Source organism: Saccharothrix sp. NRRL B-16348, from assembly GCF_001280085.1.
In the GTDB taxonomy this organism is placed as follows: Bacteria; Actinomycetota; Actinomycetes; order Mycobacteriales; family Pseudonocardiaceae; genus Actinosynnema.
Genome location: NZ_LGED01000219.1, coordinates 30,761 through 49,572, shown reverse-complemented (window position 1 = coordinate 49,572; position 18,812 = coordinate 30,761). Strand labels below are relative to the sequence as shown.

Genomic DNA, 18,812 nt, shown 5'->3' with positions numbered 1-18,812 from the left:
CTTCGCTTCGCCTTCACATGCCTCACAGGAACCCGCCCGTCAGATTGCCCACCGAGCCGGAGTGCCCGAATGACCGAGCGAGTCCTGTACCTGATGGTCTGCGCCGCCGGCCCGGCCGATCACGTCGACGTCGCCATCGACCTTGCCCAAGGCAGAGGCTGGTCGGTTCATTGCGTAGCCACCCCCGCCGCCGTCGAACACTTCCTCGACCTGGACAAGCTGGTAGACCTCACCGGCCACCCCGTCCGCACGGGCTACCAGCGCCAGGGACAGCCGGCGCTGCCCAAGGCCGACGCGGTGGTGGTCGCGCCCGCGACCTACAACACGATCAACAAGTGGGCCGCCGGCATCGCCGACACCTACGTGCTGACCCAACTCGCCGAACTCACCGGCCTCGGCGTGCCGATCGCCGTCCTGCCCTTCGTCAACACCGCCCTCGCTGCCAACCCCGTCCTCCACCGCAGCATCGACGCGCTGCGGTCGTCCGGGGTGAAGGTGGTGTTCGGCGAAGACGGCCTCCAACCGCACCCGCCGAGGACCGGAGGCAAAGTGATGCCCCACTACCCGTGGCACCTGGCTCTCGACGCCATCGAGTAGGTGCTGATCGCAGGACGCTGGCGAGGGCGATCCAAAAACTGTTCATATTATCGGTGGTGCGGCCAATCGTCATGCGCGATCTGCGCGTTACCTCCGTGGCTGGGCGGATAACGGTCGGGCATACGTTGTAACGTCCCGTTTGGGTACTGCGACTTCCGGGCGTACGTCGGATTCGGGGAAGTGCGCCATGGAGCACCAACAAGATCCTTACCCGCGACCATATCCGCAGCCGTACCCGCCTCAGGTCGTGGCAAATCCGAGTCGTTTCGGTGCGCTCGCCTGGACGGCGCTCATTCTCGGCATCACGGGCGTCGTCGGGTCGCCCATCACCTTCTTCAACAACCTGACTATCGTGGTCGCCGGTGTCGGACTCGTGCTCGGCATCATCGCGCTCTTCGGCACCAAGAAGATCATCGCGGTGATCGGTGTCGTGTTGTGCGTGCTCGCGATCGTCTTCACCGTCATGGCCCAGATAGCGGTGGTGGAGGAGTTTGGCGGCTCCACCAACGAAGGGCGGGTGAGCGGTGGAACGGGCAGTGCCGCTCCGACCGAGGGGAAGCCCGACGCGGTGCAGTCGCCGCCCACGTGGGGGCAGCGCTACACCTGGGCCGGCGGACTGGCCGTTGAAGTCTCCGCACCCGTGTCGTGCGTGCCCAAGCAGCGCGGTTCGGGGCCGGACGTTGTTCGCGCGGCCAAGGTGACCGTGACCGTCATCAACGGCACGGATGAGCCGTTCGATCTGGCCGTGTTCTCGTTTGGCGGCGAAGCGCAGTTCGACGGCAGGAAAGCGGAAGCTGTGTTCGACTCCAACGGTCCGTGTGGGGGTGGTGGGATGGAGAGCGCCACTGTGTTGCCCGGCAAGACCTACGCCTACGACGTGGCGTTCGCGGTCGGGGCGCAGGCGGGAGAGCTCCAGATTACTTTGCAGCCCGATTTCGGTTCTGACAAGGCGGTGTTCGTGGGGGTTGCCTGACTCGCCTCGTGCCAACGGCCCTCGTGGAGGCGGTAGGTGCGGCCCCCGACGGTGGTCTCGAAGGTGATCCAGCGGTCCATGGGGATTGGGGCGGTCAGCAGTTCTTCGAGGTCGTGGTCGGCGCAGGGGATTAAGCGGGACTGCTTGAGCTCGTCGGTTCTGGCGAACTCGGGGATCCGGGCGAAGCGGGCGGTGACGGTGGTGATGTCCAACGTTCGGTCGAGGGGGATCGGGCCGTAGCCGCCAACGTCGTTGGTGCGGAACGCGACCGTGTCGCGGGCCCGTCGTGCCGCGGCGGCGGGCCAGTGGAGTGCCAGGTGGCCGAATCGGGTGCTGCCACCCAATGCGGCGGCCAGACGACGTTCCAGAGTGGTCAGCAGGGCGCGGTCTTCAATGCTGTTCACGAGGGTCGGAGCTCCTTTAGCGGCGGCGGCGGAACGGCTCGCGGAGTTCGGTGAGGTGCATTTACCGTGACGCACGAACGGGTGGAACGGGCGGATCGGTCGGCGAGCGGCAAGCGGTCTGAGCCCAGCGGTGGTGGGGCTCGGTGCGGGTGATGAGGTGCGTAGTTGCACGCTGAGGCGCGGAGTTGGGCGTAATGGGTGGCGTCGACGGAAAGCAAGTCGCTCGATGGGGTGATTATCGTTTTTCGGTCGTGATCACGTCCTGAAGAGTTCCTGAAATTGTCCGGTTCCTGAATGGTTCGGCCGATCGGACCGGGAGCGCGGGGGACCGTTCGGCGCACCAGGAGGTCCGCTTGGCCCCGAGTAGGCCGGATGGCCCATTAGGGGCTGCTAACGCGATCCCCCTATGTGGCATCCCCCTATGCCGGAGCGTGCCGAAGACGTAACTTCCTCGCATGTCGCCCAGGGCCGTCACCGCGGTGGTCGGTGTTGCGTTCTTCCTGGCCGGGTTGCTGATCATGCTGCTGCCCCTGTCCACCGACTCGCCGTCCGGGTTCTCCGTCGCCTGCGGCAACAGCGTCGGCATGGGGTTCGACCCTGTGGCGGTCGAGGCGGAGGGTGCGGCGTTCGTCGAGATCTGCGGCCGGCTGCGTTTGGAGCGGTTGGCTTGGGCCGCTCCCGTCTGCGTGTTGGGTGCGTTGCTGGTCGTCGGCAGCATCGTGGTGCGCCGCCGGTCGTCCGCCTAGCTACCTGCGAGTAGCTTCTAGCGCATGACGTGGATGGTTTACGGCGCCTACGGGTTCACCGGCACGCTCGTCGCGGAACTGGCCGTGCGACGGGGGTTGCGGCCGGTGTTGGCGGGGCGTGACGCGGCGAAGCTCCGTCCCCTCGCCGAACGGCTGGGGCTGGAGCACCGGGTGTTCGGTCTTGAGCGAGCCTCAGGGGCACTGGAGGACGTGGACGCGGTCGCCCACTGCGCCGGGCCGTTCTCGGCGACGTCGGGCCCCATGGTGGAGGCGTGCCTCAAGAGCGGCACGCACTACGTCGACATCACCGGCGAGATCGACGTCTTCGAGGCCGTCAGCCGACGTGACCGGGACGCGAAGGAAGCCGGCGTGGTGCTGCTGCCCGGCGCCGGGTTCGACGTCGTACCCACGGACTGCCTCGCCGCCATGCTGCACGACGCCCTGCCGACGGCCACGCACCTCGACCTCGCGTTCCTGGTCCAGGGCGGCGCGAGCACGGGCACGGCGCTGACCGCCGTCGAAGGCTCGGGCGGCGGGGGACGGGCGCGGGTGGACGGCGAGATCCGCTCGGTCCGGCTCGGTCACCGCCGACGCACGGCGCACTTCCGCGACCGGCCGAGGGAGGTCGGCGCCATCCCGTGGGGCGACGTGAGCACGGCCTACCGGTCCACCGGCATCCCGAACATCACCACGTTCACCACGATCCCGGGCGTGCTGGGCGCACTCCAGCCGCTCACCGCGCCACTGCTGCGCACCGACCTGGCGCAACGGCTCGGCCGGGCGCTGGCCAAGCGCATCGGCGGTCCGAGCGGCACGACCAGGGCCAGGACCCGCTGCGAGGTGTTCGGCGAGGTCTGGGACGGCGACGGCCACCGGGTCCAGGCCGCGCTCACCGGACCGAACGCCTACGACCTCACCGCCGACTCGGTGATCAAGGCGGTCCAACGCCTGGCCGACACGACCCCCGGCGCGCACACGCCGTCCAGCGCGTTCGGATCCGACTACGTCCGAGCGCTGGACGGCGTGGTGGTCAGCGAGCCGACAACAGTGAGGTGATCTCCTGCGCCGCGCTGCCCGCCTCGAGCAGGTGGCGCAGGTTCTCCGGCAGCACGTCGCCGCGCTTCTGCACGGCCTGCGCGTACAGCCGCCCGGCGCGGTAGGACGAGCGGACCAAGGGGCCCGCCATGACGCCGGAGAACCCGATGCTCTCGGCGGTCTCCTTGTGCGTCACGAACTCCTCCGGCTTCACCCACCGCTCCACGGGGTGGTGCCGGGGCGAGGGCCGGAGGTACTGCGTGATGGTGATGATCTCGCAGCCCGCGTCGTACAGGTCGCTCAACGCCTCGGTGACCTCGTCCGGCGTCTCGCCCATGCCCAGGATCAGGTTGGACTTCGTCACCAGGCCTGCCTCCCGGGCGGCGGTGATGACCTCCAGCGACCGCTCGTAGCGGAACGCCGGCCGGATGCGCTTGAAGATCCGCGGCACGGTCTCCAGGTTGTGCGCCAGCACCTCGGGCCGCGACGAGAACACCTCGGCCAGCTGCTCGGGCACCGCGTTGAAGTCCGGGATCAGCAGCTCGACGCCGGTGCCCGGGTTCATCGCGTGGATCTGGCGGACGGTCTCGGCGTACAGCCACGCGCCGCCGTCCTCCAGGTCGTCACGTGCCACGCCGGTCACGGTCGAGTAGCGCAGACCCATGGCCTGCACCGACTCCGCCACCCGACGCGGTTCATCGCGGTCGAGGTCGGCGGGCTTGCCGGTGTCGATCTGGCAGAAGTCGCAGCGACGGGTGCACTGCTCGCCACCGATCAGGAAGGTGGCCTCCCGGTCTTCCCAGCACTCGTAGATGTTGGGACAACCGGCTTCTTCGCACACCGTGTGCAAGCCCTCGCGTTTGACCAGGCCCTTGAGCTCCCGGTACTCGGGGCCCATCTTCGCCTTGGTCTTGATCCACGAGGGCTTCTTCTCGATGGGCGTTTGGCTGTTGCGGACTTCCAGCCGCAGCAGCTTCCGACCTTCAGGTACGACGGTCACGACTTCAACCCTACGTCACGAGGGGTCGGGCGCCACGCCCGTGAGCTTGGCCGTCAAGTCCCACAACCGGCTGGCCGCGAGCTCGTCGCGGGCGGCTGTCGTGGACCCCGCGGGCGCCGGGTGGCCGCGCATGCCGCGGAACCCGTCGGGCCCGTAGTAGCCGCCCGGCTCGACGTCCGGCGCCGTCGCCGCGTAGAGCTGCGGCAACGCCCCCACCTCGACGGACTGCGAGAAGAAGTCGGTGATCTTGGCGCCGATGCCCAGCAGCGGGTTGCCCTGCGCCCGGGCCATGTTGGCGCTCAGCTCGGTGGCGGTGACGCCGGGGTGCGCCGCGACGGACGTCACGTCCACGCCCGCCGCCCGCGTCCGGCGGTCCAGCTCCCTCGCGAACAGCAGGTTCGCCAACTTGGACTGGCCGTAGGCGCCCCACGACGTGTACCGGCGCACCTCGTAGTTCGGGTCGGCCAGGTCGATGCGGCCCGCCTGGTGGGCCAAGCTCGACACGGTGACCACGCGCGCGTCCGGCCGCGTGCGCAACGCGGGCATCAGCAGCCACGTCAGCGCGGCGTGGCCGAGGTGGTTGGTGCCGAACTGGCGCTCGAAGCCGTCGGTGGTGCGCCCCAGCGGCACCGCCATCACGCCCGCGTTGTTGACCAGCACGTCCAGCGCGTCACCGGTGCGCTCGCGCACCAGCGACGCGGCCGTGCGGACGGACGACAGGTCGGCCAGGTCCAACGGCACCAGCTCGGCTCGGCCACCGGTGGCGAGCACCCGCTCCAGCGCGCGTTGCCCGCGTTCGGGGGACCGGCAGGCCAGCAGGACGCGCGCGCCCTTGCCCGCCAGCACCTCCGCGGTGCGCAGGCCGAGGCCCGAGTTGGCCCCGGTGACCAGCACGGTGCGCCCGCTCTGGTCCGGGATGTCCGCGGTGTCCCACTTCCGGGCGATCCACTTCGGCATGGGTCAATACCTACCAGGCGGTCAGGCGCTCTTGGCGAGCCTGCGGTGCCTGCCCGCCACGACGGCGGGGCGCGTGCGGATCAGGCTCGTGAACGCCGCGCCGACGCGGGCGATCTCCGCGCCGGGCTCGGACAGCTCGGCCAAGCCCGCCGTCAGGGCCAGCATGCGCTGCTCGCGCTCGTTCGCCTCGGTGGACGTCAGGTGCGCGTCCAGCACCGCGCGCAGCACGGGCTGCTCGGCGGCCAGCGCGCGCCACGTGCGGGCGACCGTCTCGACGCGGTCGTCGTCGCTGTCCTCCAGCGCCGCGCCGAGCCGTCCGGTGAGCTGCTGCATCCAGCGGTAGTGCAACGCCAGGAGCAGCTCGTCCTCGGTGGCGAACAGGTCGCGGTCGAACGTCAGGGGAGCCGCGGGATTGCCCGCCGCGGCGCGGAGCACGGCGTCCAGAGCGTCGCGCCGTCGGTAGAAGTCGGACCAACTCATGATCACGCCCTCCTCTCGTGGTGACCGGCGTCATACCCCAGGTCTTTGGCATACCGTCGGTATGGCCGATGGGGCGAACATACCACGAGTACGTACCGTCGGTATGTCGTACGGTTGTGAACGTGGTGACAGTGCGGTCGAGGCGGTTGGACTACTCGGAGTCGACGAGGCAGGCCCTCGTGGACAGTGCCGTGGAGCTGTTCACCAAACGCGGGTACGCGGGTACCTCGCTGGACGAGGTGGCGAAACGGGCCCGGCTCACCAAGGGCGCGCTCTACCACCACTTCAGCGGCAAGCAGGCGTTGTTCGAGGCCGCCTTCGACTCGGTGGAGACCAAGTTCATCGAGAAGCTCGGCGAGATCGTCAGCGCGCCCGGCGACCCGTGGGAGACCGCCATCGCGGGCCTGCGCGCGTACGTGCGGGTCTGCCTGGAGCCCGCCTACCAGCGGATCGTGATCCACGAGGCGCCGGTCGTGATGGGCTGGGAGCGCTGGCGCGAGGCCGAGGAGCACTTCAGCTACGGCCTGCTGCGCGCCACGATCGAGGTCTTGGTCACATCGGGCGAACTCGAACAGCTGCCGGTCGAAACCATGAGCCGCCTGCTCTTCGGCGCCCTCTCGGCGGGCGCGAGCACGATCGCCGGCGCGTCCGACCCCCGCAAGGCCAGCGCCGAGGTGGAGCGCACCATCGTCCGCGTCGTCGAGGGGCTGCGCGTCCGGGACGTCCCGGCGCCGGCTCCGGTCGAGGAGAAGCGCTCGCGGTCACGTCGCCGGTGAAGACGATCGGATCGCGAGCCTCCCGCCCGGCCGACTAGCGTCACCGTGGTGGACCTCCGGATCTTCACCGAGCCCCAGCAAGGGGCCACCTACGACCAGTTGCTGGCGGTGGCGCGCACGGCCGAGGCGGCCGGCTACAGCGCGTTCTTCCGCTCCGACCACTACCTCAAGATGGGCGGCGTCGACGGCCTGCCCGGCCCCACCGACGCCTGGATCACGCTCGCCGGCCTCGCCCGCGACACCAAGACGATCCGACTCGGCACGCTGATGACCGCCGCCACCTTCCGCCACCCCGGCCCGCTGGCCATCTCCGTGGCGCAGGTGGACCAGATGTCCGGCGGCCGGGTCGAGTTCGGCTTCGGCGCGGGCTGGTTCGAGGCCGAGCACACCGCGTACGGCCTGCCGTTCCCGTCCACGGTCGAGCGCTTCGAGCGGTACGAGGAGCAGCTGGAGATCATCACCGGCCTCTGGAACACGCCCGTCGGCCAGACCTACGACTTCGACGGCAAGCACTACACCCTCGCCGACTCGCCCGCCCTGCCCAAGCCCGCGGGCCGGATCCCGGTGCTGGTCGGCGGCACGGGCCGCAAGCGCACGCCCGCGCTCGCGGCGAGGTTCGCCGACGAGTTCAACCTGCCGTTCCAGCCCGTGGAGAACGCCGTCGAGGTGCTGGCGCGCGTGGACGCGGCGTGCGCGGAGATCGGCCGCGACCCGGCGGACATCACCCGTTCCGCTGCCCTGGTGGTGTGCGTGGGACGTGACGACGCCGAGGTCGCCCGCCGGGCCGCCGCCATCGGCCGCGAGGTGGCCGACCTGCGGCAGAACGGCCTGGCCGGCACGCCCGACGAGGTGGTCGAGAAGCTGGGCGCGTGGCGTGAGCGGACCGGCATCAGCCGGGCGTACCTGCAGGTCCTCGACCTGGCCGACCTCGACCACGTGGAGTTGATCGCGGCGGCCGTCGCGCCTCAGCTGCCCAGCTGACCGGCGACGTCCGACGCGGCGGTGAGCAGGACGAGCACGGGCACGGTCGCGGCCGGCCGCAGCCGGTAGGTCCCGCGCTTGTCCTGCTCCACCACGCCGGACGCGGTCAACGCCTTCAAGTGGTGGTACAACTGCCCGGTCGATCCGAGCCGGGCGGCCTCCTGCAACGCCGTCGCGGGCTGGGCGCCCCGGGCGAGCAGGGTGCGCACGAGCTCCACCCGCACGGGGTGCGCCAACGCGGACAGCACCTCGATCCGAGGCCGGTCGGGCAACGACAGCGCGCGCTCCGGCGTCACGTCGATCTGCCACGAGACCCGCTCGTCGCCCAACGCCACCTGCCCGCCGTAGCCGAACGCGCCGCTGTCGGTCACCGGGAGCGCTTCCCGCTCGTCGCCCTCCAACGCGGCCACGCGCTGTTCCAGCTCGGCAAGTCGTCGCACCAGGTCCACCGCGGTCATCCTACGAGAGGCTCACGTGGAATTCCCGCAGGACAGCGGGCTCCGCCAGGGCCGTTCGGACTAACCGCACCAGCTCGCCGGCCCGCGCGTGCCACGCCTCGTCGACCTCCCTGGTCAACACCGCCGCACTGCCCACCCGGCCGTCGTCCCACCGCACGCTGCACGCCACCGTGACGATGCCCGGCAACCCCGTGCCTTCGATCAGCACCCCGGCCAACGCCCGGCACGCCCGGTTCACCTCCGCCGCCGTCCCCGCCCACGTCCCCCGAGCCCACGACCGCCGTCCCTCGTGCGTCACGTCGGCCGACTTCCCGAGCACCTCCAACCGGAGCCGCGGATCACGCACGTACCGCTCGACCTCCACCGACCGCCCCAGCACCAACCGCAACACCTCGGTCGAGAACGCCGGCACCGCCACCCCCAGCCGCCCGCGCAACCAGTCACCGGCCGCGCCGTCGCCGTGCCGGACCATCACCGCCACCAACTCGCCCACGGTCACGAACCGCCGCGGATCGTCCGCCGTCACACCGTTCGAACAGGCCAGACCCAACTCCCGCAACGACGCCGAGTGCGCGCCACCGTCGTGCCCCACGCGGTACTGCTCCCAGTCCGCGACGCGCACCCGCTCGTCCGGCTCGACGACACCCTCCGCGTACTTGGCCAGGTGCGCGACCACCCGCACCGACGCCAACGGCTGCCGCTCGTGCGGCCGGTGCGCGACCCGGCCACCCCGCCCGTCGTCCAGCACCACCGCCACGTGCTGCCGGTTCGCCCGTAACCAACCGAACCAGTCGTCCGGTGCCGCCGTCGGCGCCAGCGTGGCCACACCAGCGACCCCGCACGCCCGGAACAGATGCCGTCGAGTCAGGAGCACGACGAGTCCCCCTCTAGTTATCCGTAATTCCGGAACACTAGGGGGCAGGCATCACCCTGTCAGCCCGTCTGAAGGGCGAACGTCACCCCAGGCGCCACCGGCTCCGCGCGGACCAGCGTGCGCTCCGTCAACGGCAAGTCGCCGTTCAACGCGTCCACAACGGCCTGGCGCGCCAACGGCAGCACCTCGGCCACCGTCACGTCCCGGCCCAGCTCGTGCGACAGCGACGCCACACCGGCGTCCCGGATGCCGCACGGGATGATCTCGCCGAACGCCGCCAGGTCCGCGTTGCAGTTGATCTCGAACCCGTGCATGGTGACGCCCCGCTGCACCCGGATCCCGATCGCCGCGACCTTGCGCTCCACACCCCGGTCGTCCGCCGGGATCCACACACCGCTGCGGCCCTCGACCCGACCCGTGCGCACGCCCAACTGGTCGCACACGTGGATCAGCGCCTGCTCCAACCGACGCACGTACTGCACCACGTCCAACGGCTCGGCCAACCCCACGATCGGGTAGCCCACCAGCTGGCCAGGCCCGTGCCAGGTGATCTTGCCGCCCCGGTCCACGTCGATGACCGGCACGTCGCCGCCCTTCGGCCGCTCCTCGGCCTCGGTGCGCCGTCCGCACGTGTAGACGGGCGGGTGCTCCAGCAGCAACATCGTGTCGCCGACCGCGCCGTCCGCGCGTGCCTCGGCGAGCTCCCGTTGCAGGTCCCACGCGGCCAGGTAGTCGATGGTGCCCAGCTCGCGCACCTCGATCGGGTCCGTCGAGGTGCGGCAGGAAAGGTCAGGACTGCTCACGTCTCGACATTACGCCCACCGGCACCAGCCCCAGGGCACGGGCAACGACGAGACCCACCCCCACCACCGCCAACACCGCGCCCACCGTGTCGGTGAACCAGTGCATCTCCAGCACGACCCGGCTCGCCGCCGTCAACACCACCGCCGCACACCCCAACGCCACCGCCAGCCTCAAGTGCCGGCGGGCCAACCACCCGCACAACACCACTCCCGTGAACGCGACCGCCGCGACCGCCGTGACGTGCCCGCTCGGATAGGCCCACTTGGGGAACTCGATCGGCCGAACCCGCTGGTAGGCGTGCCGGGCGAACAACGTCGACCAGCACACCGCCAGCAGCACGGCACACCGCGCCAACAACGGGTCCTTCGCCAAGAGCGCACGCAACCCCAACGAGATCAACGCGATCGTCGCCAACCCCGGGCTGAGCACGAAGCTCACCACCGCCGACGCGTGCGCGAACCCAGGCCCCAACTCCACCGCCGTCTGCCGCAGCCCTTCGTCCAGCGCCGGCGGCTCCTCCCGGACCGTGACCCCCAACACCATCGAGGCCAGCGCCAGCACGACGCCGACCAACGCGCCCATCACCTCTCGACGGCCGCCGCCACGGCCGCACCGAGCGCGGGGTGCAGGAACTGGAAACCACGCTGCTCCAACACCCTGGGCACCGCCCGTTGACCGGCCAGCAGACCTTCCTCGGCCACGTCACCCAGCACGGCCTTCAACACGAACGCCGGCGCCACCCACGGCGTCGGCCGGTGCAACGCGTGCCCCACCGTCCGGGTGAACTCGGCGTTGGTGACCGGACTCGGCGCGGTGACGTTCACCGGCCCCGACACGTCGTGCTCCACCACGAACCGGATGGCCGCGATCGTGTCGTCCAACGAGATCCACGGCATGTACTGACGCCCGTCACCCAACCGCCCACCCAGGAACACCGTGAACAACGGCTTGATCTTCCCGAACAACCCACCGGACGGACTGATGACCAACCCCGTCCTCATCCGCACCACCCGCGCGTGCCCGTCCGCCGCCGCCGTCGCGGCCTCCCACTGCCGGCACAACTCCGCCAGGAACCCGGTGCCCGACGGACTGGTCTCGTCCACCACCTCGTCACCGGTGTCGCCGTAGTAACCGATCGCACTGGCGTTGACCAACACCGGAACCCCGCGCTCCACGACCGCCGCCGCCAACACCTCGGTCGGCACCGTGCGACTGTCCAACAACACCTGCTTCCGCGCGTCACTCCACCGCTTGTCCGCAACCCCCGCACCACAAAGGTTGACCACCGCGTCCACACCGTCCAACGCGCCCACGTCGATCCGCCCGGCAGGCGGATCCCACCCACGCTCATCCGGCGCGGAGGGCTTCCGCCGAACCAACCGCAGGACCTCGTGCCCCGCGCCGCGCAACGCGGCAACCAAACTGGTGCCGATCAAGCCCGACGATCCCGCGATGACAACACGCATGCCTTGATCGTCTCGCAGCACGCCCCCAGTTGCACAGCGGCGAACGTGTCACCCACACCACCACGCCCGCCACGCCCTGCGCCCTTCCTCCCCAAAAGGAAGGGCTTCGTGTCATCCCGCCGACCTGGCGCAGCCCTACCGCGCGTGTCAAGGGGGCCGTTCACCTCTGCCCACGGCTTCCACTGATGACCGCCCCCTTGACGCGTGTGGTAGCCCTTGTGGAGGTCGGTGGGATGACACGAAACCCGCACCACAACGGACCCGGCGCTCAACCACCAAACCAGGCGTCATCCTGCTGATCTGCCGTCCGGCGAGGACGCTTTTAATCTTTCAGGAACCACCCAAAACCAAAGGCCGCCCCCCACCCGGGAGCGGCCTTCAGCCTGCAACCTCACATCCGAACCTCAGAGACTGAACCTCCGAGCCGGACCTCACACGAACCTCAGAGCCCGAGATCCGCCTCGAACGAGCCTTCTTCCAACCGGTTCTTCACCGTCGTGAGGAACCGACCGGCGTCAGCGCCGTCGACCAGTCGATGGTCGTAGGTCAGCGCCAGGTAGGCCATGGACCGGATGGCGATGGTGTCGTCACCGTTCTCGTCCGTGATCACCACCGGGCGCTTCTTGACCACGCCCACACCCAGGATGCCGACCTGCGGCTGCTGGATGATCGGCGTGTCGAACAGCGCGCCGTTGCTGCCCAGGTTGGTCAGCGAGAACGTGCCGCCGGTCAGCTCGTCGGGCGTGAGCTTGTTGCCCCGCGCCCGCGCCGCCAAGTCGCCGATCTTGTGCGACAGGCCGGCCAGGTTCAGGTCGCCCGCGTTCGCGATGACCGCGTTCAGCAGGCCCCGCTCGGTGTCGATCGCGATACCCAGGTGCTCGGCACCGTGGTACACGACCTCCTTCTTCTCCTCGTCGATCGACGCGTTCAGCACCGGGTGCTGCTTGAGCGCCTCGACCGCCGCCTTGGCGAAGAAGGGCAGGAACGTCAGCTTCGTGCCTTCGCGCTGCTCGAACGCGGCCTTGGCCTTGTTCCGCAGCCGGGCGATCTTGGTGACGTCCACCTCGAACACCTGGGTGAGCTGCGCCGAGACCTGCAGCGACTCACGCGTGCGCTGGGCGACGATCTGCCGCAGCCGGGGCAGCTTCTGCACCGTGCCGCGCTTGCCGCTGGTGTCCGCCGGCGCGGAGGCGACGCGCTGAGCGGGAGCAGACGCGGCAGCGGGCTTCGGCGCTTCCTTCGGGGCCTTCTTGGCCTCGACCGCCGCGAGCACGTCCTGCTTGCGGATCCGGCCGCCGACGCCGGTGCCCTTGAGCGTGGCGAGGTCGATGCCGTTCTCCGACGCGAGCTTGCGCACCAGAGGCGTCACGTAGGGGGCGCCGTTGGACGACGAGTCGTCCGCCGGTGCTTCCTGCTTGGGCGCCTCCTGGACGGGAGCCGGCGCGGGCTTCGATGCTTCCTGAACAGGTGCGGGAGCCGGCTTGGGCGCTTCCTGCGCGGGCGCCGGCGCCGGAGCAGCAGCCGGAGCAGGCGCGGGCTTGGGCGCTTCCTGCGCCGCGGGCGCGGGCGAACCCGAGCCGATCACCGCGAGCCGGCCGCCGACCTCGACGGTCTCGTCCTCACCTGCGGTGATCTCCAGCAGCGTGCCCGCCACCGGCGACGGGATCTCGGTGTCGACCTTGTCGGTGGACACCTCCAACAGCGGCTCGTCGACCTCGACCGAGTCGCCGACGGCCTTGAGCCACCGGGTCACGGTGCCCTCGGTGACGCTCTCGCCCAACGCGGGCATGGTCACCGGGGTGCCGTCGGCCGAGCCACCACCGGACGACGCCGGAGCCTCAGCCGGAGCGGCCTCGGCCTGCGGCGCGGCAGCCTGCGGCGCAGGCTCGGGCGCGGACTGCGGTTCGGGCTGCGCCTCCTCGGCCGGCGCGGCCGCCTCACCGGCGGACGAGTCGGAGGAAGACGACGAGGCACCGGAGTCCGAGCCGTCACCGATGACGGCGAGCTCGGCGCCGACCTCGACGGTCTCGTCCTCCTGGGCGACGATCTTCTGGAGCACACCCGCCGCGGGCGACGGGATCTCGGTGTCGACCTTGTCGGTCGACACCTCCAGCAAGGGCTCGTCGACCTCGACGCGGTCACCCTCCTGCTTCAACCAGCGGGTGACCGTGCCCTCGGTGACGCTCTCGCCGAGTGCGGGCATTTGGACGGAGAAGGCCATCGTTCGCTGACTCCTCGTGCGTGGGTCGGGGATCGGCTGACTGGGGTGCGACGGTCAGCCGTGCACGTGCAGCGGCTTGCCGGCCAGGGCGAGGAATGCCTCGCCGAGGGCTTCTGTCTGGGTCGGGTGGGCGTGGATCAGCGGAGCCACGTCCTCGGGGTAGGCCTCCCAGCTGTAGATGAGCTGGGCCTCACCGATCAGCTCGCCGACCCGCTCACCGACCATGGTGACACCGACCACCGGGCCGTCGGGCGCCTTGACGAGCTTGACACCGCCGGCGGTCTTCAGGATCTGGCTCTTGCCGTTGCCGGCGAGGTCGTAGACGAACGTCTCGACCGAACCGTACTTCTCCTTGGCCGCCGCCTCGGAGAGGCCGACCGACGCGACCTCGGGCTTGCAGTACGTGACGCGCGGGATGCCCGCCTCGTCGATGACCTTGGGGTTCTGCCCGGCGATGTCCTCGGCGACGAAGATGCCCTGCTGGAAGCCGCGGTGCGCGAGCTGGAGGCCGGGCACGATGTCGCCGACGGCGTACACGCCCGGGACGCCGGTGCGCAGCCGCTCGTCCGTGATCACGAAGCCGCGTTCCACCTTGACGCCGGCTTCCTCGTAGCCGAGGCCCGCCGTGTTCGGGCCGCGGCCGACGGCCACCAGCAGCAGGTCCGCGTCCAGCACGTCGCCGGACTCCAGCGTGACCGACACGCCCGACTCGCTCTGCGTCGCGCCGGTGAACTTCACGCCGGTCTTGAACTTGATGCCGCGGCGGCGGAACGCGCGCTCCAACTGCTTGGACGCGTACTCGTCCTCGGCCGGGACCAGCCGGGGCAGCGCCTCGACGATGGTCACGTCCGCGCCGAAGGAGGCCCACACGCTGGCGAACTCGACGCCGATCACGCCGCCGCCGAGCACGACGACCTTCTCCGGGATGAAGTCCAGGTTGAGCGCCTGGTCGCTGGTGATGATCCGGCCGCCGATCTCCAGACCGGGCAGGCTGCGGGCGTGCGAACCGGTCGCCAGGACGACGTTCTTGCCGGTGTAGCGCTGACCGTCCACCTCGACGGTGTTCGGGCCGACGAACCGGCCCTCGCCCTCGACCATGGTCACCTTGTTGGCCTTGACCAGGCCCTGGAGACCCTTGTACAGCCGGCTGACCACGCCGTCCTTGTACGAGTTGACGCCCGCGATGTCGATGCCCTCCAGCGAGGACTTCACGCCGAACTGGTCACCCTCGCGCGCGTTGTCCGCGACCTCCGCCGCGTGCAGCAGCGCCTTGGTGGGGATGCAGCCGCGGTGCAGGCACGTGCCCCCCAGCTTGTCCTTCTCGACCAGGATGACGGACAGGCCGAGCTCGGCCGCGCGGAACGCGCAGGCGTAGCCGCCCGAGCCGCCACCGAGGATCACAAGGTCGGCGGAGGTGTCGGTCACGGGTTCTCCCTGGAGAGCTTGATGCCTTACTCCGCGCGGGTGCGCGCGTGTAGTTGCCATCTTGTCACTACCGCGCGAACGCCCGCGACGCGGTGTCGGTCTTCGGGCGATTTGCCCCCACCTTCACACCCGCGCCGGCACCATGGTCGACAGAAGTCCTTGCAGGAGGTGGCCCGGTGGGGCTGTTCGACCGTTTTCGCAGGAAGCAGCGCCCTGGCGTGCTCCGGGCGTCCACGTCCACGGACACCGGGCACCTGGAGCAGTGGGCCGCCGCCCGCCGGGGTGTCGAGGCGTACGTCGAGCCGAAGACGACCGTGACGGAGACCACGGTCGTGCTCGTGGCGCACGACGGCGAGTGGACCCGGCGCCGGATCGACGGCACGGAAGGCGCCAAGCGGTTGGCCAAGAAGCTGGAGATCCCGATCTACGACGCGGGCATCGTGGGCTACCCGAAGCGGATGCGGGAGTACTCGCGGCGGAAGAACCAGGCCTAGGGGTCGTCGCACCGACCTGGGTGGTCGCACCGGCGTCGACGATCGCACGTGGCCGCACTTCGCCGCATCCGACCGCTTCCGACCGCTTCCGACCGCACCGGGCGTTACGCCTGGCCTATCCCGTCCCACAGCGTCCTGACCAGCGCGTCCACGTCCACCGGCCGGTCCGCGAAGAACCCCAGGAACGCCTGGTAGTGGCACGCGCCCAGGAGCAGGTCCGCCGCTGACCCGGCGTCGACCCCCGCCGGCAACCTCCCCAACCCGCGCTCCGCCTCCAGGTACCGGGCCAGCATCTCCGGCACGGTCCCCGGCCCGACCCCGTGCGCCTTCAACGCCTCGCGGTGCGCGGCCAGCAACGCGGGCTCGGAGAAGATCGACGCGGCGATCGGGAACGTCTCGACGTAGAACGCGATCGCGACCCTTGTGATCTCGGCCAACGCCTCCCGCACGTCGCCGTGCCCCGCCTCCAGCCCGGCCAGCAGCCCGGCCAGGTCGCTCGGCGCACGTTCCCGCAGCACCGCCAGGAACAGCTCGGTCTTGTCCGCGAAGTGCTTGTACAGCGCCGCTTCCGAGAAGCCCGCCGCCTTGGCGATCTCCTTGGTGGTCGCCCGCGCGAGCCCTTTGGTGCGCATGACGTGGGCTGCCGCGTCGAGCATGCGGTCGCGTGTGGTCATGGGGTTACCCTAGTGGTTAGTGAGCACTCACTAACCTGGAGGGACGAAGCATGAGGATCACCGTTCTGGGAGCCAGCGGCGGCACCGGCACGAAGATCGTGGAGCTGGCCAGGGAGGCAGGTCACGAGGTCACCGCGATCGTGCGCACCCGCAACGGTCGCGACACCGTGGCCGACGTGATGGACCCCGACTCGATCGGGCGGCACGTGGCCGGCGCGGACGCCGTCGTCTCGGCCATCGGCACGCGTGCGGCGCGCAAGCCCACGTCCGTGCAGACCGACAGCACCAAGTCGGTGATCACGGCGATGAAGGCGCACGACGTGCGGCGGCTGGTCGTGGTCAGCAACAGCGGCATGGTGACCGACGGCGACGACCCGTTCAGCCGCTACCTGGTCAAGCCGATCCTGCGCCAGGTGCTCAAGCACCCGTGGGGTGACATGGCGCGGATGGAGGACGTCGTGCGCGCGAGCGGTCTGGAGTGGACGATCGTCCGCCCGCCGCAGCTGACCGACGGGCCGCGCACGGACTCCTACCGCACGGCGGTGGACACCAACGTGCGCGGGGGCATGCGGGTGTCCCGGGCCGATCTGGCATCGCTGGTGTTGCGGTGCCTGACCGACCCGGGGACCTCGCACAAAGCGATCAGCGTGGCGAACTGAAGGGCTGGCGACCTGACGGGCTGGCGAACCCGAACCCTCGAACCAACCCGAGCCCAACCCGAGCCCAACCCGAGCCCAACCCGAGCCCGAGCTGAGCCCAACCCAGCCCGGACTACCCGAAAAGCCCTGATCAGCCGTTCGCCGCGATGTCCGCGAGCACCGCCGCCAGGGTGCGCACCGGCACGCCGGTGCCACCCTTGGTGGTGTACCCGTAAGGACCACCGGTGTGGAACGACGGACCTGCGATGTCGATGTGCGCCCAGGTCACGCCCTCGGCCACGAACTCCCGCAGGAAGATGCCCGCGGCGAGCATCCCGCCGAACCGGTGCCCGGCCACGTTCGCGATGTCGGCCACCTTGGAGTCCAGGTCACCGCGCAGCTCGTCCGGCAGCGGCATGGCCCACGCCTGCTCGCCGACCGCACGCCCGATCGACGCCACGCGGTCGCGGAAGTCCTCGGTGCCCATGACGCCGGCGGTCCGCTTGCCGAGCGACACGACCTGCGCGCCGGTCAGCGTGGACGTCTCGATCAGGTAGTCCGGGGCGTCCTCGCAGGCGCGCACGATCGCGTCGGACAGGATGAGCCTGCCCTCGGCGTCGGTGTTGAGCACCTCGACGGTCTTGCCGCCGTACATGGTCAGCACGTCGCCGGGCCGGTAGGCGGTGCCCGACGGCATGTTCTCCGCCATCGGCGCCCAAGCGGTGACCTCCAGCGGGTACTTGAGCTTCGCGGCCAGCACGACGGTGGCGATCACGGCCGCCGCGCCGCCCATGTCCGAGGTCATCTCGTCCATGCCCGCCGCGGGCTTGATCGAGATGCCGCCGGTGTCGAAGGTGATGCCCTTGCCGACCAGCGCGACCTTCTTGCCCGCCTTCGGGCCGCGGTAGGTGATGCGCACCAGGCGCGGCGGACGGCTGGAGCCGCCGCCGACGCCGAGGATGCCGCCGAAGCCCTGCTTGCGTAGCGCCTTCTCGTCGAGGATCTCGACCTCGAGCCCCTCGGCCTTGGCCAGGGCGGCGGCCCGGTCCGCGAACGACGCCGGGAACAGGTCGTTCGGCGGGGTGTTGACCAGGTCGCGGGTCGCGGTGACGGCCTCGGCGATCGCGGTGGACGCCTTGAGCGTCGCCCGGTGCGCCCGGATGTTGCCCTCGGCGGGCGCGACGAGGTCGACGCGCGCGACCGGCCCGTCGCCCTTGTTCGACTTGTACGCGGTGAACGAGTACGCGCCCAGCACGGTGCCCTCGACGGCGGGGCCGAGGTGCAGGGCGGACAGCGTGGTGACGGCGCGCTTGCGGCCGGACAGCGCGCGGGCGGCGGCGCCGGACGCGCGGCGCACCTGGTCCTCCGTGACGGAGCCGTCGTCGGCGGGCTTGCCGAGGCCGACGGCGAGCACGACGCGGGCGGAGAGCTTGCCGAGCGACGGCACGGTGACGACCTCTTCGGCCTTGCCGCTCGCGCCGAGGGCGTCGAGCACGTCCAGCAGCGCGCCGTCGAACGCGGCGTTCACCGCCTCGGACCCGGCCGCGAGGGCGAGCCCGTCCGGTCCCTGGACTGTGCCCACCACAACGGCGTCGGCGGTGGTGCTGCTCGGGTCACTGTCGGTGATGGCCAGCTTCGGCGCGGTCACTGCGGCTCCTTGACGGGGTCCTCCCGGCACTTTCTGGTCGTGCGGCGGGATGGGGGTGGATCGTGACGAATGCTAAAGGTCCCGTTCACACTCATGACCGCCGCACCTTCGATAGCAATGAGTAACAATTAACACGAATGGGGGTCGACCGGCCGGGCGTT

21 protein-coding genes are annotated in these 18,812 nt (G+C 70.4%); 8 read left to right on the top strand and 13 right to left on the bottom strand.

The features are described from left to right. Positions 1-69: 69 nt before the first annotated feature. Positions 70-597: a flavoprotein gene (locus ADK67_RS30575; protein ID WP_053720010.1), complete on the top strand. Its 528-nt coding sequence runs from the start codon at positions 70-72 to the stop codon at positions 595-597. A 187-nt stretch (positions 598-784) separates the two neighbouring features. Continuing rightward, on the top strand, positions 785-1,570 hold the full coding sequence (locus tag ADK67_RS51370; protein WP_157620943.1) for a hypothetical protein: 786 nt from the start codon (positions 785-787) through the stop codon (positions 1,568-1,570). Here ADK67_RS51370 and ADK67_RS49515 read toward each other — a convergent pair. Beyond that, on the bottom strand, positions 1,468-1,974 hold the full coding sequence (locus ADK67_RS49515; protein WP_197289688.1) for a TIGR04141 family sporadically distributed protein: 507 nt from the start codon (positions 1,972-1,974) through the stop codon (positions 1,468-1,470). The genes ADK67_RS51370 and ADK67_RS49515 overlap by 103 nt on opposite strands. 455 nt (positions 1,975-2,429) lie before the next feature. On the opposite strand from ADK67_RS49515, the gene ADK67_RS30560 reads away from it, so the two are divergent. Next, a complete protein-coding gene (locus tag ADK67_RS30560; RefSeq protein WP_053720007.1) occupies positions 2,430-2,720 on the top strand; it encodes a hypothetical protein in 291 nt (96 codons plus the stop codon). Positions 2,721-2,744: 24 nt separating this feature from the next. Further along, on the top strand, positions 2,745-3,776 hold the full coding sequence (locus ADK67_RS30555) for a saccharopine dehydrogenase family protein (RefSeq protein ID WP_053720006.1): 1,032 nt from the start codon (positions 2,745-2,747) through the stop codon (positions 3,774-3,776). Here the strand turns inward: ADK67_RS30555 and lipA are convergent. Genes lipA through ADK67_RS30540 form a run of 3 tightly spaced genes read right to left on the bottom strand, consistent with a single transcriptional unit; the run spans position 3,751 to position 6,192 of the window. Next, a complete protein-coding gene (lipA, locus tag ADK67_RS30550; protein ID WP_053720005.1) occupies positions 3,751-4,755 on the bottom strand; it encodes a lipoyl synthase in 1,005 nt (334 codons plus the stop codon). The genes ADK67_RS30555 and lipA overlap by 26 nt on opposite strands. A gap of 15 nt (positions 4,756-4,770) precedes the next feature. After that, the gene (locus ADK67_RS30545; protein WP_053720004.1) at positions 4,771-5,712 is read right to left on the bottom strand and encodes an oxidoreductase; all 942 of its coding nucleotides are present in this window, start codon (positions 5,710-5,712) and stop codon (positions 4,771-4,773) included. 21 nt (positions 5,713-5,733) lie between these two features. Beyond that, positions 5,734-6,192 carry a hypothetical protein gene (locus ADK67_RS30540; RefSeq protein ID WP_053720060.1) on the bottom strand — a complete coding sequence of 153 codons (459 nt, stop codon included), beginning with the start codon at positions 6,190-6,192 and terminating at the stop codon, positions 5,734-5,736. 131 nt (positions 6,193-6,323) lie between these two features. Between ADK67_RS30540 and ADK67_RS30535 the strand changes: the two genes are divergently transcribed. Continuing rightward, on the top strand, positions 6,324-6,968 hold the full coding sequence (locus ADK67_RS30535) for a TetR/AcrR family transcriptional regulator (RefSeq protein ID WP_053720059.1): 645 nt from the start codon (positions 6,324-6,326) through the stop codon (positions 6,966-6,968). Positions 6,969-7,016: 48 nt separating this feature from the next. Beyond that, positions 7,017-7,949, top strand: coding sequence for an LLM class F420-dependent oxidoreductase (locus tag ADK67_RS30530; protein WP_053720058.1), 933 nt, complete (start codon positions 7,017-7,019; stop codon positions 7,947-7,949). On the opposite strand, the gene ADK67_RS30525 is transcribed toward ADK67_RS30530, so the two are convergent. The 7 genes from ADK67_RS30525 to lpdA all read right to left on the bottom strand — a co-directional run bounded on the left by ADK67_RS30525 (position 7,934) and on the right by lpdA (position 15,197). Further along, a complete protein-coding gene (locus ADK67_RS30525) occupies positions 7,934-8,407 on the bottom strand; it encodes an ArsR/SmtB family transcription factor (protein ID WP_053720003.1) in 474 nt (157 codons plus the stop codon). The two genes, ADK67_RS30530 and ADK67_RS30525, sit on opposite strands and share 16 nt — an antisense overlap. Position 8,408: 1 nt before the next feature. Continuing rightward, positions 8,409-9,233 (bottom strand): hypothetical protein, encoded by an 825-nt coding sequence (locus tag ADK67_RS30520; protein WP_053720002.1) that lies wholly within the window; start codon positions 9,231-9,233, stop codon positions 8,409-8,411. A 107-nt stretch (positions 9,234-9,340) separates the two neighbouring features. Beyond that, positions 9,341-10,084, bottom strand: coding sequence for a lipoyl(octanoyl) transferase LipB (gene lipB / locus ADK67_RS30515; protein ID WP_053720001.1), 744 nt, complete (start codon positions 10,082-10,084; stop codon positions 9,341-9,343). Further along, the gene (locus ADK67_RS30510) at positions 10,071-10,667 is read right to left on the bottom strand and encodes a phosphatase PAP2 family protein (RefSeq protein ID WP_053720000.1); all 597 of its coding nucleotides are present in this window, start codon (positions 10,665-10,667) and stop codon (positions 10,071-10,073) included. The genes lipB and ADK67_RS30510 overlap by 14 nt, the downstream gene beginning before the upstream one ends. Next, positions 10,667-11,551: a TIGR01777 family oxidoreductase gene (locus tag ADK67_RS30505; RefSeq protein ID WP_053719999.1), complete on the bottom strand. Its 885-nt coding sequence runs from the start codon at positions 11,549-11,551 to the stop codon at positions 10,667-10,669. The genes ADK67_RS30510 and ADK67_RS30505 overlap by 1 nt, the downstream gene beginning before the upstream one ends. A gap of 442 nt (positions 11,552-11,993) precedes the next feature. Next, on the bottom strand, positions 11,994-13,772 hold the full coding sequence (gene sucB / locus ADK67_RS30500; RefSeq protein WP_053719998.1) for a 2-oxoglutarate dehydrogenase, E2 component, dihydrolipoamide succinyltransferase: 1,779 nt from the start codon (positions 13,770-13,772) through the stop codon (positions 11,994-11,996). Positions 13,773-13,826: 54 nt separating this feature from the next. Continuing rightward, positions 13,827-15,197 (bottom strand): dihydrolipoyl dehydrogenase, encoded by a 1,371-nt coding sequence (gene lpdA / locus ADK67_RS30495; protein ID WP_053719997.1) that lies wholly within the window; start codon positions 15,195-15,197, stop codon positions 13,827-13,829. A 176-nt stretch (positions 15,198-15,373) separates the two neighbouring features. On the opposite strand from lpdA, the gene ADK67_RS30490 reads away from it, so the two are divergent. After that, a complete protein-coding gene (locus ADK67_RS30490) occupies positions 15,374-15,691 on the top strand; it encodes a hypothetical protein (protein WP_053719996.1) in 318 nt (105 codons plus the stop codon). 104 nt (positions 15,692-15,795) lie between these two features. Here ADK67_RS30490 and ADK67_RS30485 read toward each other — a convergent pair whose 3' ends face one another. Continuing rightward, positions 15,796-16,365: a TetR/AcrR family transcriptional regulator gene (locus ADK67_RS30485; RefSeq protein ID WP_053719995.1), complete on the bottom strand. Its 570-nt coding sequence runs from the start codon at positions 16,363-16,365 to the stop codon at positions 15,796-15,798. Between the two features lie 50 nt (positions 16,366-16,415). Here ADK67_RS30485 and ADK67_RS30480 point away from each other — a divergent pair, with 50 nt between their 5' ends. Then, positions 16,416-17,024, top strand: coding sequence for an NAD(P)-dependent oxidoreductase (locus tag ADK67_RS30480; RefSeq protein WP_053719994.1), 609 nt, complete (start codon positions 16,416-16,418; stop codon positions 17,022-17,024). A 130-nt stretch (positions 17,025-17,154) separates the two neighbouring features. Here the strand turns inward: ADK67_RS30480 and ADK67_RS30475 are convergent, their stop codons facing one another. Next, the gene (locus ADK67_RS30475; RefSeq protein WP_053719993.1) at positions 17,155-18,651 is read right to left on the bottom strand and encodes a leucyl aminopeptidase; all 1,497 of its coding nucleotides are present in this window, start codon (positions 18,649-18,651) and stop codon (positions 17,155-17,157) included. Positions 18,652-18,812: the final 161 nt, after the last annotated feature.